Genomic DNA, 17,247 nt, shown 5'->3' on the forward strand with positions numbered 1-17,247 from the left:
CGGCCATGGGGGGCAGGGGGCGCAAGGGGATAAGAGGGCTGAAACTGCCCCATGTCGCGCCGGTCGTCCGTTTCGGCGCGATGGCGGTCGCCTTCGCGCTCGGCACCTGGGGCTTCGCGCAGGCGTTCGCGCAGGCGGGCATGGCATCGACGCTGACGCAGGATGCGCTGCGCGCGGTGCGGCTGATCGTCGGGCAATTTCCGCAAGCGCTCGAAAATCGGGATTTGCCGCTGGCCCTCAATGTGGCGCGCTGGGCGCTGCCTCTGCTCACTTTCTGGTCCACTGTTGCCCTCGCATGGGAACAGCTTCGCAATCCGCTGCGCCTCGCCCTCATCCGCGCGCGCGGCGACCATCTGGTGATCGCGGGCGATCCTGAGGGCGGGCTGGCGGCGCAGGCGGCGCATGGCGCGCTCGACGATGGCCGGCGGGTGCTGCTCTGGGCGCAGGACCGGCGCGTCCCCTGGATCGCCGACGCGCTGGAGGCCGGCGCGGCCGAGGTCGAGCAGGACGATGTAGAGGAAAGCGCCGCCGCCCTCGCCCTCGATAAGGCGCGCGCCGCGCTGCTGCTGTCGGGCGAGGCGCGGCACAATATCGCGCTTGCCTCCGCGTTGCTGGCGCAGGCGGCCAAGGTTCGCCCCGCCGGCGATCCGCTCGACATCATCCTGCGCGTCGACGATCTCGACCTGCGCCGCAGCATCGAGGGGCGGTTCGAGCATGGCGACCGGCGCACCGCGCGCGTCCGACTCGCGTCCCTGCTGGATATCGCCGCGCGCCATCTCGCCCTCGCGCGCCCGATCGACGGCTTCGTCCGCGTCGGCGACACCGCCCGCGCAGTCCTCACGCTCGGCTTCACCCCCTTGATCGAGCGCTTCGTCCTGCGAACGCTCGCCGGCGGCCATTATCGCGATGGCGGCAAGCCCGCCTTCACCCTGTGCGTCCCCGGCGGGAGCCAAGCGGAGGAGGGGTTTCGCGCCCGTAACCCCGGCGCGGATGCGCTCTCGCCCGTCCGCTTCGTCGAGGCCCGCCTCGATCCCGCGCGGATCGGCGCGCTGCTGGCCGACGCGGCCGATCCGGTCGCGATCCTGATCGACGCGGGCGACGATGATCGCGCCCTCGCCCTCGCGCTGGCGGTCGACGCGCATTATCGCGCCGCCGACCGCCCGGCGCCGCCGATCCATGTCCGCATGGACGGCGCGCCCGATCATCGCGTCGGCGCTGGCATCCTCCCCTTCGGCGCGCTCGCCCACCTCGCCGATCCCGACATGCTGCTCCAGGACCGGCACGACGCGCTCGCCCGTTCGATCCACGATTTCTATCTCGAAGGCCGCTTTACCGAGGGCGAGACGATCGGCGCGCGCGCCTCTATGCAGGAATGGGAGGATTTGCCCGAAAGCTTCCGCGACGATAATCGCCTCGTCGCCGACTGCTATCAGCTCAAGCTGCGCGACATCGGCGCGCGGCTGGTGGAGGGTGTCGGCCCCGGCCTGCACCTCACCCCCGACGAACTGGAAGAGCTGTCGCGTGCCGAACATGATCGCTGGATGGCGGCCAAGCTGGTGCAGGGCTGGACCCATGCCCCCGTCCGCGACGATGCCCGCCGGCTGCATCCCGACATCGTCCCCTATGACGACCTCAGCGAAGCGATCAAGGATCTGGACCGGGAACAGGTGCGGATCATGGCCCGGCTGCTCGGCGCGTCGGGCAGGCGCGCGCTGCGGACGCTGACGATCGCGCTACTGCCGGGCGGCACGGCGACCGATCCAGCGCCTTTGCTCGACGCCCTGGCCACCCATTATCCCGACCGCGCGCCGGTCCTCCTCGGCCTGTTCGCCGACCCCGCCACGCGCGCGCTGCTGATCGCCGCGTCGGCGCGGGGCGCGCTGGCGCAGATCGCGCTCACCGGCCACGTCCAGCCGATCCTCGATACGCTGCCCGCCAGCGAGGCCACCAGCGCGGCGCGGCTGGTCGATCGCGCCGATCGCATCCACGCGCTGCCGCCCGGCACCGACCCGGCCGCCTGGCTCGCCGCCCAAGGCGACCTGCTGCTCGGCGCATCCGACGCTCCGCGCACCATCCTGCTCGACGCGGACGGCGCGATCATGCGCGCGCCATGGACGCGCTGACGGGGCCGCCCAAGCTGATCGCCGCGATCGGCGCGGGCCTGTGGCTCACCCTGCGCGCCGCCAGCGGCATGGCTCGGCGCATCCTCGCGGGCGACACGCTGGCCCAGCGGCAGCTCGCGCAGGCCCTCCCGGTCCATGTCTGGCGACCGCTCCGCACCCTGCTCCCACTCGCCGCCCTCGCCGGCGCGATCGCCGGGACCGGCGCGGCGCGGCTGCTCGCGCTCTACAATGCCCAGATCCCCGTCCTGACGGCGCTTGCCGCCATCCTGCTGCGCGACATCGCCCCCCTGCTCGTCGGCCTGTTCGCCTGCGGCAGCGTGTCGGTCGCGCTTGCCGCCCGGCTCGGCGCGATGGCCCTCAACCGGGAGATCGACGCGCTGGAAGCGCTCGGCCGCGATCCCGTCGCCCACGCGCTCGGCCCCTCGCTCGCCGCCGTGCTGCTGTCGATCCCCATCCATATGGCGCTTGCCGGCATTGCAACGGTGATCGGCTGCGGCGTGCCGCTCGGCCTCATCGCCAACGTCAGCTGGCCGCTCTGGGCCAGCTACGCCCTCTCGCACGACGCCGCGCAGGCGCTGCTGACCGGCATGGGCAAGCTGCTGCTCTACGCGCTCATCGCCTTCGCCGTCGGCAGCGCGGTGGGCGCGAAGCCGGTGCGATCGCCCGCCGACATCGGCCGCCGCGCCATCACCGCCTTCACCGCTGGTCTGCTCGGCATCTTCGCGGCGGCGGCGATCTGGACGGGCCTTGCATGAGCACCCTGCTCGCCTTCGACCATGTCAGCTTGGTGCTGGGCGGCGCGCGGCTGCTCGATCATATCGACCTCGCGCTGGAGCCGGGCGAGCGTGTCGCCATCATCGGCGAAAGCGGCGCGGGCAAGGGCTGGCTGCTGAAACTCGCGCTTGGACTGACCCCCCCAAGCAGCGGCACCGTCACCCTGATGGGCACGGCCCTCGCCGACGCCGATGCCCGCCGCCTCGCCCGCGCCCGCTGCGGCGTGGCGATGCAGGGCGGGTCGCTGCTCGGCGACCTCAGCGTCGAGGAGAATATGCGCCTCGCCCTGGGCACCGCCGGCCCCCGCGCCGCGCGGCGGATCGACCGGCTGCTGCTGGAATTTTCGCTGGAACAGGCCGCCGCGACCCGCGCCGATGCGCTGTCGGTGGGCGAGCGACGCCGCGCCGAACTCGCTCGCGCCTTCGTCCGCGATCCCGAACTGCTGATCCTCGACGAACCGTTCGAGGGTGCCTTCGCGCGCGGCGATGCGCTAGAAGCCCAGGTGCGTCGCCGCATCGTCCCGCAGAAGCGCGCGCTGCTGCTCCTCACCCAGGACGACGCCCTCGCCGCCCGGCTCTGCACCCGCGTCTATCGGCTGGAGCGCGGCCGCTTGCTTCAGCAGGCCGCGGCCGATACGGTCCCCGCCGCCACATCCTGAACGAAGCCGGCGACCGCCTGCTCGATCGCCCGGTCGAACGCCGCCGCCCGCGCCGTGCCCGATGCGCCGCCTACGGCCGCGCTGCCGCAGGATCGCCCGGCCCAGATCGCCTTTCCGGCCGCCACCTGCGTGACATCGAACGCCACCACCGCCTTCGCGCCGCCCGGCTCGCTCACTTCCTCGAACCGGTCGAGCACTGCTACCACCCGCCGGTCGGCGGCCAGCGGCAGGTTCGGCCCGGTCACGCTGGCGTAGCGCGTCCGCAGCCCCGCAACCAGCGCCCGCGCCAGGCTGTCGGCCGGCGGCTCCTCCCAGAACAAGGTCGCCGCCTGCCGTATCTCCCCCGGCGCGGTGGCATCGACATAGGCGTAGCGCAGTCCGCCGATGGCCCCGCGCGCCTGTACCGGCGCAACCGCGAAGCTCGGCCCCGCCGCCACGGCGCCAGCGGCAAAGCGGGGCGACAGGCGCATGGTGACGGGCGTATCGCCGCCCTTCAATGCCGCGCAACCCGCAAGGCCCAGCATCAGCAGCGCCAGGAATCGCCTCATTTCGCACCCCCCGGCGGGGGCGGATCGGCATAACGCTGCCCCCGGATCGCATAGGTCGGATCGCCCGCCAGCCGCTCCGACAGGCTGCCCAGACTCGCGCTCGTCCGCTCCAGATTGGCGCTCGTCGCCACCAGAGAGGCCGACGCCCCCTCCAAAATGCCGCGCACCTCGCCCGCGCTGCTGCGCCCTTCGGCCAGCAGCCCGGCGATGCTCGCCTGATTCTGCGCCACCAGCGCCTGCGTCTCGCGCAGGATGCCGTTGAGCGCGGCGACATCGATCTGCGACGCGCGCCCCGTCGCCTGCCGCACATGCGAGAGGGTCAGCGCAATATCGCCCTTGCCCGGCGCAAAGCTGCGGTCGAGCTGGGTCGAGAGGCTGTTGAGCGCCGCCAGAGTCTGCGTGGCGTTCTGCGCCACCTGCGCCATATCGACCGCGCTCGATCCGTCGCCTTGCAACATGCCCGACAGCTTCTGCGCCATGGCGTTGGCGGTGCGCGCCACCGCCGCGGCCTCGCCGATCGCGCTCGCCGCGGTCTCGAACAGGTCGGCGGCGCGGCGGCATCCCGGCAGCGCCTCGCCGCTTGTCCCGCCCGGCACCGGATCGCACCCATAAGCCAGTCGCGCCGCGCGACATTGCGACGGCGGCGTTTCTAGCGCCACCAGTTCGATGCGCGGAGCGGTCAAAGGATTGGCCGACGCTACCGTGGCGAAGGCACAGTCCGATGGCCGCCAGCCCCGGTCCACCCCCATCCGCACGGCAAAGATGCGCCGCGCGCCGTCTAGGTCGATCGACCTGACGGTCCCGATCGGCGCGCCGCGAAAATAGACGGGCACGCCGGGTGACACGCCCTCCACATCGTCGAAGCTGGTGGCGACCACGCGCTGGCGAAAGAAGGGATCGGGCACCAGCGCCAGCACGGCGATGACCGCGACCGCCAGCAGCGCCGCGCCCAGCCCCCATCTGATCTGCGTTACCGAGTCCGGCGCCATGCCCCGCTCCCCCGGCCGCAGAACAGACTTGGCCGGGGTTCTTGTCAAGCGGCAACGTCTTGATCGGCGTCAGAGAAGCCCGAGGCGCGCGAGGTCGTTCAGCATCACGGGCGGCATCGCGTCCAGTTCGTCCGCCTCGCCGCCCTCCAGGTCCGGCGGCGCGTCCTTCGCCTCCAGATAGCGCCATCCCTGATGCGCGCGCTTGGGCGTCGATCGCACCGCGATCAGCCTCGGCTCCAGCCTGATCCAGTGCCGTCCGGTCCCGGTTTCCTCGAACCCCAATATCGGGCTGCGGCCGACGATGCGATGCTGGTGGATCCAGAACAGCGACCCGCCCGCCATCTCCGCCACCCGCTTGGGCAGGTAGCGGGTAGAGGTGCGCGCCTCGCCCGGCTGGCTTTCCAGCCAGGCGCGCAAGGTGGCGGGGCTCTCGGTCCCGAACGCGATCTTGGTCATGTTGAGCGGCATATTGAATTTGGCTTCCAGACGCAGTGCTCCTGCGAAAGCAGGAGCCCAAGGTGGATGGCACAGCACGCGCCGCCCTGAGTTCCTGCTTTCGCAGGAACACGTCATCTCAGATGGGGACTTGCTTCACCCCGTCAATCCCGCCGCCGTCGCGAGCCCCAGGAAAGCGAGGAAGCCCATCGAATCGGTGATCATGGTGACGAAGATGGAGGACGCGACTGCCGGGTCGAGATTGAGCCGGTCGAACGCCAGCGGCACCGCCGCGCCCGCCAGCCCCGCCGTCACGATATTGGTGACCATCGCGGCGGCAATCACCGCGCCCAGCGCCGGATTCTGGAACACCAAAGCCACGCCCAGCCCCAGCACCAGCGCCACCGTCGCCCCGTTCAATATGGCGACGCGAATCTCGCGCAATATCGTGCGCCGCGCGTTGGAGCCGGTGATCTGGTTGGTGGCGAGCGCGCGCACGGTGACCGCCATCGTCTGGCTGCCGGCATTGCCGCCGACCCCCGCGACGATCGGCATCAGCGTGGCGAGCGCCACCATGCGCTCGATCGTCCCCTCGAACAGGCCGATAATGGTCGAGGCTACCAATGCGGTGACGAGGTTGGTGAGCAGCCAGCGCACCCGCGCCCGATAGCTGTCCATCACCGGCTCGTTGATGTCCCCCTCGCCCGCGCCCGACAGGCGGAGTATGTCCTCGCCCGCTTCCTCGGAAATGATGTGGACCACATCGTCCACCGTGATCATGCCGACCAGCCGGCCGCCCGCGTCCACCACGGCGGCCGAGATCAGCGCATATTTCTGGAAGCGCAGCGCCACTTCCTCCTGGTCCATGTCGACCGGGATCAGCGTCTGCTCCCGCTTCATGAGGTCGGCCATGGCGATGCCGCGCGGGCAGGTCAGTATCCAGCTGAGCTGGGCATAGCCGACCGGCCGATGCGCCGCGTCGACGATGTAGATTTCCCAGAAGTCGCGGGTCAGATCGTCATTGTCGCGCAGATAGTCGATCACTTGGCCGACCGTCATATGCTCTGGCACCGCGACCAGATCGCGCTGCATCAGGCGGCCGGCGGATTCTTCCGGGTAGGACAGCGCGCTTTCGATCGCGGCGCGATCCTCCGGCTCCATCGCCTCCAGCACCGCCTGCTGGTCGGCCGCCTCCATATCCTCGATGATGGCGACGGCGTCGTCGGTATCGAGTTCGGCGGCGAATTCCGCGACCTGCTCGGGCGCGAGCGCGCCGATCAGGTCGTCGCGGACATAGTCGTTGAGTTCGGACAGAACCTCCGCGCCGACCAGATCGCCCAGCGCCGCCGCGACCTCGGCCCGACGCTCGGACGGGGTCAGTTCCAGCAGGTCGGCAATGTCGGCGGGGTGCAGCGGCGACACCAGCTCGCGCGCGGTTTCGCTGTCGCCTTCCTCCACCGCGTCGAGCACGGCGGTCAGGAATTCGGGCTTCAGCCGGTCGTCCTCGTCGTGGCTGGCTTCCGCCGCCTCGACCATGATCTCGTCAGTGTCGTCCCCATGCAGATAGGGGTCGGCTGTCTCGCCGCGCTCGCTCATCGCGCCCCCTACTGTCCGGTTCCTGTAACATATCATCGCTTTCGCCCAAGGGCAGGACAAATGCAATGGGCAGACGGCGCTTCCATCGCCCTCATTAGCCTTTATATGGGCACGACTGACCCCTTACCCGGCAAGAGAGGATTCCCATGGCCGACGACACGCTCACCCTCACCCTCGACAGCGGCGGCGATGTCGTCATCAAGCTGCGCCCCGACCTCGCGCCGGGCCATGTCGCGCGCATCGTGGAGAATGCCAAGGAAGGCTTCTACGACGGCGTGGTCTTCCACCGCGTCATCCCCGGCTTCATGGCGCAGGGCGGCGATCCGACCGGCACCGGCATGGGCGGCCACCCGGAAAAGCCCGACCTGAAGGCCGAATTCAGCCGCGAACCGCATGTGCGCGGCGTCTGCTCGATGGCGCGCGCGTCCAACCCCAACAGCGCCAACAGCCAGTTCTTCATCTGCTTCGACGACGCGACCTTCCTCGACGGCCAATATACCGTCTGGGGCGAAGTGACGTCGGGCATGGAGCATGTCGACGCCCTGCCGAAGGGCGAACCGCCGCGCACGCCGGGCAAGATCGTCACCGCGACGGTCAGCTAGAACATCGAGTATTTAATCGGATCCGTTCGCTTCGAGCAGGTTCGAGCGAAGTCGAGAACCGTCCGTCGAGAAGTCTGCGTACGCGTCCTCGATACGCCTTCTCGACGTCGCTCGAAGCCTGTCCTGAGCGCCTGCTGCAAGCAGGCAGTCGAAGGGGCTATTCGAACCGAACGGAGGTAGTTCGGATTTGAGGCTCGGCGCTGTCATAGCATCGTCACCCCGCACTTGGTCCGGGATGACGACAAAGTTGACGTGGTCCCGCGTTACGGCCGCTTGCGCGCCATGCCGTCGGTCATCGAAATCGGCTTGGCGGCAGTCGCATTGTCGGCCGCTGCCGGCTCCTCGGGCGCGACATAGGCGCCGATCCCCTCGATATGCCAGCGCCGCTGCTCGGCCGTCGATCCGGGCACGTCATTGACCCGGCGCAACGTCACCTGCCGCAGCGCGTAGAAGGGCTTGCCGGTCGCGGCGATGCGGCCATAGACCTGCACCGGAACCGTCACATAGCTGGAGCCCGCCGCGCCTTCGGGATCGGACGGCGCGCCGATATTGGCGTGGATTTCGCTGAACCCCCGGAAGCGCGCGGCAAAGCGGGCATCGTCCTGCGCGCCGATCGCCGATGTCGGGTTCCAGAGATCCTGCGCGTCCTCGAACCTTTTTTCCTCCAGCAGCCCGTAATAGCCCTGCACCACCTGCGCCGCGCCCTGCGCGCTGTCGGGGTCGATCGCGCCTTCCTCCAACGGTGCGGGATCGACCGGCAACCCGCCCGGCGTTCCCGGTTCGGGCGGGGTCAAGGGCTCCATCAGCGCCAGCGCCTCTGCGCGGACATTATTCTCCACCTGGACGCTGTTCGCCCCGTTGGCGAGATTGTCGATCGCGCTTTCCTCCCGCCCGTCGCACGCGGCGACGAGCAGGAGGGAGAGCAGTGCGGCGGCCTTCAGGTCAGCCCGCATCAGTCGGGACGTGCCCGCGGCCCGCGTTCTCGCCCGCCGCCCCAGCTCCGCTGCGGGCGATCGGCGCGCGGCGCATTCCCCGCCCCCCAATTACGCTGCGGGCGTGCCGTCTGCGGCTGGCCCATGCCGGGCTGCGGCTGCGGGCGAGCGGCGTCATTGCCGCGCCAGCGGTTGCGCTCGACGCCGGGCTGGGGCGGCTGGCCGTTCCAGCGCCCGCCATTCCACTGCCCGCGCCCCTGCTGGTCAGCGCCGGGCCGGCCGCTCCACTGGCCATCCGGCCGGCCGTCGCCCGGCCGCCCGTCGCGCCAGTTGCGATCGCGCCCGCGCCAGCGATCGTCATTACGCCCATCGGGTCTGCGGCCCGACCATTGCCCGTCGCGCCGGCCTTCCCACCGGCGGCCTTCCCAATAGCGCCGCTGACTGTCGTTCCAGCGATGCCGGCGACCGCCCCGGTCATAGACATAATAGCCGCTGCCCGGATAATAAAAGCCGTCATTCCAGCCATAATAGCCCGCACCAGCATAGCCCGGCCCCCAATAGGGGTCGTAGCCGCCGCCATAATAGCCGCCATTGCCGTAATAGCCGCTGCCGACGCTTACGCCGCCATAGCCATAGCCATCGTCATAACAGCCGCTGAGCGCCAACGCGCCGGCCAGACCCGCCAGCGCCAGTAACCGATGTCGGATGCCCGTCATCGCCTGTCTCCTGAATATAGTTCTGATGTCGGGGTAACGCGCGCGAGTTGAATTGGTTGTGAATGAAGTTTGCCCGTCAATATCGTTTATCGCCCGTTCAGATAAGGCACGTTTTGTTCATCCCCGTGACAGAAACCGTGCCGTTTCCGCCACAAAAGGCCATTTTGCCGGCTTTTCGCGATGGTCGGCGAAACCTTCGCCACAACTCGATCATTTTTCGCCTGTCGACGCAGCGCCGCTTGGAGCGAGCCGGTCGGCCCGGCGGGTCCACACCGCCGCTTGTCATCAAAACAGTAACAAGGGTCATACCTCATGAAGACACTGCTTTTCACGGCGGTCGCCGCCGCGTCCCTGTTCCCCGCCGCCGCCATGGCGCAGGAGGATGCAGGCTCCACCCGCCGCATCGAACCCTATGTCGGCGTGATGGGCGGCGTGCATAATTTCGACAGCGAAACCGGCAAGGAAGGCATTCCGCCCGTCGGCTACAAGGGCCGCATGGTCGAAGGCGTCGCGGGCGTGAACTACAACGTTGCCGGCCCCGTGGTCGTCGGCGTCGAAGGCACCGCGTCGAAGGGCGTGTCGGGCGACATCGACTGGGAATATGGCGTCGCTGGGCGCGCCGGGATCAAGGCCGGTAAGGACAGCCTGATCTTCGGCAAGGTCGGCTATAAGTGGGTCAATTTCGACGCGCTGGGCCCCGACAGCCCGGATTTCCACGGCACCACCTATGGCGCTGGCGTCGAACTTTCGCCGGCCGACATGGGCAGCTCGGCGCAGAGCAGCAACATTCGCCTGCGGGTTCAGGCCGACACGATGGGCAATTTCCGCTCGATCCGCCCGATGGCGGGCGTCGTCGCCAAATTCTGACCTGAAACGGGGCGGGTCCGCGCGACCCGCTCCGTCATCGCTTCGGCGCCTTCGGGCGCTGGGGTCCGGGGCGGCCATGGACTGCGGCCGTCCCGGACTCTATTTTCCGCGATATGCGGACCCGGCCCGGCATCTGCGCCAGAAAGGCGCGCTATCCCTCGCTGGAGGACGCCACCGCCGCCGCCCTGCGCGCCCGCGTCACGCTACGCCCCTATCGCTGCGAACTCTGCCGCGATTGGCATCTGACCAGCCGCACCAAGGGGATGCGTAGCCTGCGCCCCTGACCGCTTCAGCCGCTATTGCGCAGCGCCGTGGCGATCGCGTTGATCGACAGTTCGATCCCCTCCTTGATCCGCGCATCGTCCTCGCCCGCCCGGTGGCGCTTGAGCAACTCCACCTGCAACAGGTTCAGCGGCTCGATATAGGGCAATCGCAGCCGAATCGATTCATCGAGCGCCGGATTCTTCTCCAGCAGCCGACCCTGCCCCGTCGCCGCCAGCAGCCCGTCATGCGCCTGCGCCCACCCGTCGCGGATGCGGCCGAAGATCGCCTCGGCCTGCCCTTGATCCTCCACCAGGGGCAAATATCGCGCCGCGATCCCCAAATCCGATTTCGCCAGCACCATCTCCAGATTGGCGAGCGCCGACTTCAGGAACGCCCAATGCTGCGCCATGTCCGCCAGCAGCGCCTTGTCCTCGAAAGCGGTCAGCGCATGGCCCACGCCATACCAGCCCGGCAGCATCACCCGCGCCTGCGCCCAGCTGAATACCCACGGGATGGCCCGCAGATCCTCGATGGCCGTGCTCTTGGTCCGGCTGGCGGGCCGCGACCCGATCTTGAGGCCCGCAATCTCCTGGATCGGGGTCAATTGGCGGAAGAATTCCTTGAACCCTTCGGTGCCGTAAACCAGGTCGCGATAGGCGGAGAAGGCGGTTTTCGACAGTGCGTCCATCGCCCCGGCGAAGCGCTCGGCGTCGCGCGGCGAGATCGGCTCGGGCTCCAGGCTGGCGAGCAGGGTGGCGCTCGTCATCGCCTCCAAATTGGTGATGGCAACGTCGCGCGTGCCGAATTTCGCCGCGATCACTTCGCCCTGTTCGGTGATGCGGATGCGCCCCTGCACGCTCCCCCTGGGTTGCGCTTGGATGGCGGCGAAGGCCGATCCGCCGCCCCGCCCCACCGCGCCGCCGCGCCCGTGGAACAGTTGCATCGCCGCGCCCGCGTCGGCGAATACCGGCTCCAGCGCCTGGCTCGCCTTGTAGAGGCTCCAGGTCGACGTGATGTAGCCGCCATCCTTGTTGCTGTCGGAATAGCCGATCATCACTTCCTGGTGGCCCCGCGCCTTCACCACGCCCGCGATCTCGGGCAGGCCGAAATAGGCGGTCATGATGCTGGGCGCGGCCTCCAGGTCGGCGATGGTCTCGAACAGCGGGATCGCCATGACGGCGGCCTGCGGCGGCGCCCCGTCCACGCCCGCGCGCCACAGCCCCGCCTCTTTCAGCAGGATGTTGACCTCCAGCAGGTCGGACACGCTTTCGGCTTTCGAGATGATATAGTGCGTGATACAGGCCGGGCCGTAGGTGCGGTGCGCCTTCGCCGCGGCATGGACGATCGCCAGTTCGGACGCAGTCTCCTCGCTATAGTCGCTGAACGTCGCCCCTAGCGGCCGGTTGTTCGCCAGCTCCCGCCGCAGCAGCGCGATCCGCGCATATTCGTCGAGCGCCAGATAGTCGGCCTCGACTCCCGCCTGCTTCAGCAGTTCCGCCACCACCCGCTCATGCACGGCGCTGTTCTGCCGCATGTCCAGCGTGGCGAGGTGAAAACCGAACGTCTCGACCGCGCGGATCAGGCGTCCCAGAGCCCCGCCGGTCGCCAGCGCCCCGTCGCCCTCGCTCGCCAGCCCCTGCGCCACGGTGACGAGGTCGCGGCGCAAATCCTGCGGGCTGGCATAAGGTTCGCCTTTCAGCGTCGCCGGCCGCGCCGGCTGCCCGCCGGTCAGCGCCGTGCAGGTTGCGGCCAGCCGCGCGTAGATGCCGCTGATCGCGCGCCGATAGGGCTCGTCCTTGCGGCTCGGCGACGCGTCGCCGCTTGCCTCGGCCAGCGCCAGCACCGCGTCGGGCACATGGGCGAGTTCGGTCGAAAGCGACAATTCCGCCCCCAGCCCATGCAAGGCATCGAGATAATAAGCGATCGCCGCGCCGCAGCCTTTCCTGAGCGCCAGCTCCAGCTGTTCCGCCTGAACGAAGGGATTGCCGTCGCGGTCGCCGCCGATCCAGTTGCCCACCCGCAGGAAACTGGGCGGCCGCGCGCCCAGCACCCGCTCCCACCGTGCGTAGAGCGCCGGCAGGACGGGGAGGAAGGTGTCGCGGAAATAAGCGAGCACATTCTCGATCTCGTCGGCGACGAACAGCTTTTCGCGCCGCAAAGGGCGCGTCTGCCACAGCAGCGCGATCTGACGGAAAATCGCCTCGTCCAGATTCTCGCCCTCGTCGGTTTCGGTCCGCCCCCGGTCCTTGAGCAGCATCAGTTCGGCGATGCGGTTCTTGTGGTCGATCATGCTCTTGCGCCGCACCTCGGTCGGGTGCGCCGTCATCACCGGCACGATCAGCGACCGGGACAGCAGCTCCAGCACCGCATCCCGCCCCACGCCCTCCTTCTCCAGGCGGGCGAGCGCCGACGCCACGTCTGCCCCCGGCTCGGCCGCCACCCCCTGCCGGTCCTCGGCCAGATTGGCGAGCATCGAAAACAGCATGAACCCGCGCGTGAAAGCCAGCGTATCGTCCAGGCTCAGCGCCTCAAGGCCGGTGTCGGTCAGGTCCGCGCCCTGCACCCCGCGCGCCCGGTCGACCGATGCGGAGCGGATATATTCGGTCTGCTTGTAGAGCTTCTCCCCGCCATAAGCCCGGATGACATCGCCCAGCAGCCGCCCCAGATAGCGGATATCGGGGTTCTGCGTGATCGCCGGAGCGGACGGATTGGATGCCAGAGTCGCCATGACCGCGGATGCTGCATCGCAGCAAGGGGATGGTCAAGGCGTTCCGGGCTTGCGCCTCGCCCCCGCCATGGGCCAAAGACGCACCCGTGACCGCCAGCATCAGCATAGGAACCGACAGCCACGGCAAGGACGTGGCCGTGGACGTGGAGGAATTGCTCGCCACCCGCCTGCTTGTTCAGGGCAATTCGGGGTCGGGCAAGTCGCACCTCCTGCGCCGCCTGCTGGAGGAAAGCGCCGCCATGGTGCAGCAGGTGGTGATCGATCCCGAAGGCGATTTCGTCACGCTGGCCGACGAATATGGCCATGTCGTGATCGACGCGGGCGACTATAATGAGCGCGACATCGTCCGCATGGCGGCGCGCATCCGCGAGCATCGCGCCTCGGTCGTCCTCAGCCTCGATGCGCTTGAACTCGAAGCGCAGATGAAATGCGCCGCCACCTTCCTCTCGACCCTGTTCGACGCGCCGCGCGACCATTGGTATCCCGCGCTCGTCGTGGTGGACGAAGCGCAGATGTTCGCGCCCGTCTCGGCGGGCGACGTGTCGGACGAGGCGCGCCGGCTGTCGCTGGCCGCCATGACCAACCTCATGTGCCGGGGCCGCAAGCGCGGCCTTGCCGGCGTCATCGCCACCCAACGGCTTGCCAAGCTCGCCAAGAATGTCGCGGCCGAAGCGTCCAACTTCCTGATGGGCCGCACCTTCCTCGACATCGACATGGCCCGCGCCGCCGACCTGCTCGGCATGGAGCGGCGGCAGGCCGAGCAGATTCGCGACCTCGAACGCGGCCGCTTCCTGGGCCTCGGCCCCGCCATCGCCCGCCGGCCCGTCAATGTGAAGATCGGCGCGGTCAGAACCGGCACGCGCGGCGGATCGCACAAGCTGATGCCGCCGCCCGTCACCACCGGCGAGGATTTCCAGGAACTGCTCTTCGCCCGCGCCGAGGAGGACTCGCCGCCTCCCCCGCCCCGCGCCGATCCGCCGCCCCGCCCGGCCGAGGACATCATGCGCCAGCTCGCCGATGCGCCGCAGGCCAGGCCCGCCGCTCCGGAACTCGACTTCGGCCAGAACGAGCCGATCGTCGTCGCCGTGCTGGAGGAAATCGTCGCCGATCTGGGCGACGCCGCCCCCTCGGTCGCCAGCCTGTTCCAGGATTTCGGTGTCCGATGCCGCATGAAGGGCCTTAAAAAGTCCCCGCTCGACCTTCCCGCCTTCCGCAAGCGCTTCGCCATGGCGCAGGCCGGCATGGCCGACGCCGACGATCCCCGCTGGCAGGACGCGATGAAAGCCTCCGCCCCGGTGCCGGAGGATATGCTCGCGCCCTTCCTCCTCATCGCCCGCGCCGCGCTCGACGGCCGGCCCTGCCCGGACGACGCCGCGCTCGCGCGCGCCTACGGCACCAGCTCGCCCGGCCGCGTCCGCCGCCTCATCGACTATATGGAAAAACTGGGCGTCATCGTCGCCCGCACCGACTTTTCGGGCAAGCGCTCCATCGGCGTCCCCGGCCTCGGCCTCTCCACCGCCGCGGCCGAGGGATGATCCCCACCCCCGCTCGGTTCGAGCTTGTCGAGAACGATGCGCCGTTCTCGACAAGCTCGAACCGAACGGATGAGAACGTCGCGCGACTGTCCCAAAGCTGATCCCGATCAGTCCCGCCCCATCTTGACGCAGGCGGCAAGCCCTGTAGCTTCGGTGCCCTTATTCCTCAGCCGGCTGGAGCGCGTTTCATGTGCCATGCCCCGATGCTGATTGCCGCAGTGCCCCGCACCGGACTCCCGCCGTCCGGCCGCGCTGCCCCACGTCTTTCGCCCGTCCGTCATTCCCTGCGGAGCGGCCGATGATGTCATAACAGGGGGAGAGGATCACGCATGGAGATAGTCATTATCGCCATAGGATGCGGCCTGCTGGCCGTGCTCTATGGCCTTTTCACCAGCCGGCAGGTGCTGAGCGCCTCGCCGGGCAATGAGACGATGCAGGCGATCGCGGGGGCGATCCAGGAAGGGGCGAAGGCGTATCTGGGCCGCCAATACACGACCATCGCCATCGTCGGCGTGGTGGTGGCGGTGCTCGTCGCCCTCTTCCTTGGCATCACCTCCGCCATCGGCTTCCTGATCGGCGCGGTCTTGTCCGGCGCGGCTGGCTTCATCGGCATGAACATCTCGGTGCGCGCCAATGTCCGCACCGCCGAAGCCGCCCGCAGCACGCTGCAATCGGGCCTGACGGTCGCTTTCCGGGCGGGCGCCATCACAGGGATGCTGGTCGCTGGCCTCGCCCTTTTGGCGATCAGCGTCTTCTTCTGGTATCTCGTCGGCCCCGCCGGCCATGCGCCCGACGACCGGCTGGTCATCGACAGCCTCGTGGCGCTCGCCTTCGGCGCGTCCCTCATTTCCATCTTCGCCCGGCTGGGCGGCGGCATTTTTACCAAGGCGGCCGATGTCGGCGCCGACCTCGTCGGCAAGGTGGAAGCGGGCATCCCGGAGGATGACCCGCGCAACCCCGCCGTCATCGCGGACAATGTCGGCGACAATGTCGGCGACTGCGCCGGCATGGCCGCCGACCTCTTTGAAACCTATGTCGTCACCGTGGGCGCGACCATGGTGCTGACCGCGCTGCTCGTCACCGGCGTGGACAACGCCTTCCTGCTGAGCCTCATGGCGCTGCCGCTGGCGGTGGGCGGCATCTGCATCATCACCTCGATCATCGGCACCTACATGGTGCGCCTGGGCGCCAGCCAGTCGATCATGGGCGCGCTCTACAAGGGCTTCTGGACCACCGCGCTCCTGTCGATCCCGGCCATCTACTATGTCACCTGGCAGGTGCTGGGCGACATGAACGCGGTGTTCGGCGCGGACCTTGACGGCGTCGGCGGCTACACCGGGATGCGCCTCTTCTGGTCGATGATGGTGGGTCTTGCCGTCACCGGGCTGCTGGTCGTCATCACCGAATATTATACCGGCACCAATTATCGCCCGGTCCGCTCAATCGCAAAAGCGTCCGAAACCGGACATGGCACCAATGTCATCCAGGGCCTCGCCATCAGCCTGGAATCGACCGCGCTGCCCACGCTGGTGATCGTGGTGGGCATCATCGTCGCCTATCAGCTCGCCGGCCTGATCGGCATCGCCTTCGCCGCGACGGCGATGCTGGCGCTCGCCGGCATGGTGGTGGCGCTGGACGCCTATGGCCCCGTCACCGACAATGCCGGCGGCATCGCGGAAATGAGCCACATGGACGACAGCGTCCGGGTCAAGACCGACGCGCTCGATGCCGTCGGCAACACGACCAAGGCGGTGACGAAGGGCTATGCCATCGGATCGGCGGGCCTTGCCGCGCTGGTGCTGTTCGGCGCCTATACGGAGGATCTGAAGTTCTACAATTCGGCGCTGGGCCTTACCGCTCCGGTCGATTTCAGCCTCTCCAACCCCTATGTCATCGTCGGCCTGCTGCTGGGCGCCTTGCTGCCCTATCTGTTCGGCGCGATGGGCATGACCGCCGTGGGCCGCGCGGCCGGCGACGTGGTGAAAGACGTGCGCGACCAGTTCGCCACCAACAAGGGGATCATGGAGGGCACGTCGCGGCCCAACTACGCCCGCACCGTGGACCTCGTCACCCGCGCCGCGATCAAGGAGATGATCGTCCCCAGCCTGCTGCCGGTACTGGCGCCGATCGTCGTCTATTTCGCCATCGCGGCGGTGGCCGGCACCGACAACGGCTTCGCGGCGCTGGGCGCGCTGTTGCTTGGCGTCATCGTGTCGGGGCTGTTCGTCGCCCTGTCGATGACCTCGGGCGGGGGCGCGTGGGACAACGCCAAGAAATATATCGAGGACGGCCATCATGGCGGCAAGGGCAGCGAAGCCCACAAGGCGGCCGTGACCGGCGATACGGTCGGCGATCCCTACAAGGACACTGCCGGCCCTGCGGTCAATCCGATGATCAAGATCACCAACATCGTCGCGCTGCTGCTGCTGGCCGCGCTGGCGCATGGCGGCTGATCGACGGGCCTGAACGCGACGACGCCC

Annotated in this window: 15 protein-coding genes; 8 read left to right on the forward strand and 7 right to left on the reverse strand. The window is 68.8% G+C overall.

Annotated features, from left to right (window positions below):
- Nucleotides 1-5 precede the first annotated feature (5 nt).
- Genes ACETPF_RS10335 through ACETPF_RS10345 form a run of 3 tightly spaced genes read left to right on the forward strand, consistent with a single transcriptional unit; the run spans nt 6 to nt 3,555 of the window.
- Complete coding sequence (locus tag ACETPF_RS10335) at nt 6-2,123, forward strand: RyR domain-containing protein (protein ID WP_373934391.1); 2,118 nt, start codon at nt 6-8, stop codon at nt 2,121-2,123.
- Nucleotides 2,111-2,878 (forward strand): ABC transporter permease, encoded by a 768-nt coding sequence (locus ACETPF_RS10340; protein WP_373934392.1) that lies wholly within the window; start codon nt 2,111-2,113, stop codon nt 2,876-2,878. Before ACETPF_RS10335 ends, ACETPF_RS10340 begins: the two co-directional genes overlap by 13 nt.
- Complete coding sequence (locus ACETPF_RS10345) at nt 2,875-3,555, forward strand: ATP-binding cassette domain-containing protein (RefSeq protein ID WP_373934393.1); 681 nt, start codon at nt 2,875-2,877, stop codon at nt 3,553-3,555. The genes ACETPF_RS10340 and ACETPF_RS10345 overlap by 4 nt, the downstream gene beginning before the upstream one ends.
- Here the strand turns inward: ACETPF_RS10345 and ACETPF_RS10350 are convergent.
- The 4 genes from ACETPF_RS10350 to mgtE form a co-directional block, all read right to left on the reverse strand.
- Nucleotides 3,513-4,103, reverse strand: a complete 591-nt coding sequence (locus ACETPF_RS10350; protein ID WP_373934394.1) for an ABC-type transport auxiliary lipoprotein family protein — start codon at nt 4,101-4,103, stop codon at nt 3,513-3,515. The two genes, ACETPF_RS10345 and ACETPF_RS10350, sit on opposite strands and share 43 nt — an antisense overlap.
- The gene (locus ACETPF_RS10355; protein ID WP_373934395.1) at nt 4,100-5,092 is read right to left on the reverse strand and encodes an MlaD family protein; all 993 of its coding nucleotides are present in this window, start codon (nt 5,090-5,092) and stop codon (nt 4,100-4,102) included. Before ACETPF_RS10355 ends, ACETPF_RS10350 begins: the two co-directional genes overlap by 4 nt.
- A 69-nt stretch (nt 5,093-5,161) precedes the next feature.
- Nucleotides 5,162-5,560, reverse strand: a complete 399-nt coding sequence (locus tag ACETPF_RS10360; protein WP_373934396.1) for a DUF1489 family protein — start codon at nt 5,558-5,560, stop codon at nt 5,162-5,164.
- A gap of 123 nt (nt 5,561-5,683) precedes the next feature.
- A complete protein-coding gene (gene mgtE, locus ACETPF_RS10365) occupies nt 5,684-7,123 on the reverse strand; it encodes a magnesium transporter (RefSeq protein WP_373934397.1) in 1,440 nt (479 codons plus the stop codon).
- Nucleotides 7,124-7,269: 146 nt separating this feature from the next.
- On the opposite strand from mgtE, the gene ACETPF_RS10370 reads away from it, so the two are divergent.
- On the forward strand, nt 7,270-7,725 hold the full coding sequence (locus ACETPF_RS10370) for a peptidylprolyl isomerase (protein WP_373934398.1): 456 nt from the start codon (nt 7,270-7,272) through the stop codon (nt 7,723-7,725).
- A gap of 263 nt (nt 7,726-7,988) precedes the next feature.
- Here the strand turns inward: ACETPF_RS10370 and ACETPF_RS10375 are convergent, their stop codons facing one another.
- Nucleotides 7,989-8,678 (reverse strand): hypothetical protein, encoded by a 690-nt coding sequence (locus ACETPF_RS10375; protein WP_373934399.1) that lies wholly within the window; start codon nt 8,676-8,678, stop codon nt 7,989-7,991.
- Complete coding sequence (locus ACETPF_RS10380; RefSeq protein WP_373934400.1) at nt 8,678-9,373, reverse strand: peptidase; 696 nt, start codon at nt 9,371-9,373, stop codon at nt 8,678-8,680. The genes ACETPF_RS10375 and ACETPF_RS10380 overlap by 1 nt, the downstream gene beginning before the upstream one ends.
- 312 nt (nt 9,374-9,685) lie before the next feature.
- Between ACETPF_RS10380 and ACETPF_RS10385 the strand changes: the two genes are divergently transcribed.
- Both ACETPF_RS10385 and ACETPF_RS10390 read left to right on the forward strand, forming a co-directional pair.
- Nucleotides 9,686-10,240, forward strand: coding sequence for an outer membrane protein (locus tag ACETPF_RS10385; protein WP_373934401.1), 555 nt, complete (start codon nt 9,686-9,688; stop codon nt 10,238-10,240).
- A 113-nt stretch (nt 10,241-10,353) separates the two neighbouring features.
- On the forward strand, nt 10,354-10,524 hold the full coding sequence (locus ACETPF_RS10390; protein WP_373934402.1) for a hypothetical protein: 171 nt from the start codon (nt 10,354-10,356) through the stop codon (nt 10,522-10,524).
- Nucleotides 10,525-10,529: 5 nt separating this feature from the next.
- On the opposite strand, the gene ppc is transcribed toward ACETPF_RS10390, so the two are convergent.
- Nucleotides 10,530-13,232: a phosphoenolpyruvate carboxylase gene (gene ppc / locus ACETPF_RS10395; protein ID WP_373934403.1), complete on the reverse strand. Its 2,703-nt coding sequence runs from the start codon at nt 13,230-13,232 to the stop codon at nt 10,530-10,532.
- An 86-nt stretch (nt 13,233-13,318) separates the two neighbouring features.
- Here ppc and ACETPF_RS10400 point away from each other — a divergent pair, with 86 nt between their 5' ends.
- Nucleotides 13,319-14,767 carry a helicase HerA domain-containing protein gene (locus ACETPF_RS10400; RefSeq protein ID WP_373934404.1) on the forward strand — a complete coding sequence of 483 codons (1,449 nt, stop codon included), beginning with the start codon at nt 13,319-13,321 and terminating at the stop codon, nt 14,765-14,767.
- 329 nt (nt 14,768-15,096) lie between these two features.
- Nucleotides 15,097-17,220, forward strand: coding sequence for a sodium-translocating pyrophosphatase (locus ACETPF_RS10405; RefSeq protein ID WP_373934405.1), 2,124 nt, complete (start codon nt 15,097-15,099; stop codon nt 17,218-17,220).
- The last annotated feature ends 27 nt before the right edge of the window (nt 17,221-17,247 follow it).

It is taken from the genome of Sphingobium agrisoli, from assembly GCF_041877245.1.
Lineage (GTDB): Bacteria > Pseudomonadota > Alphaproteobacteria > Sphingomonadales > Sphingomonadaceae > Sphingobium.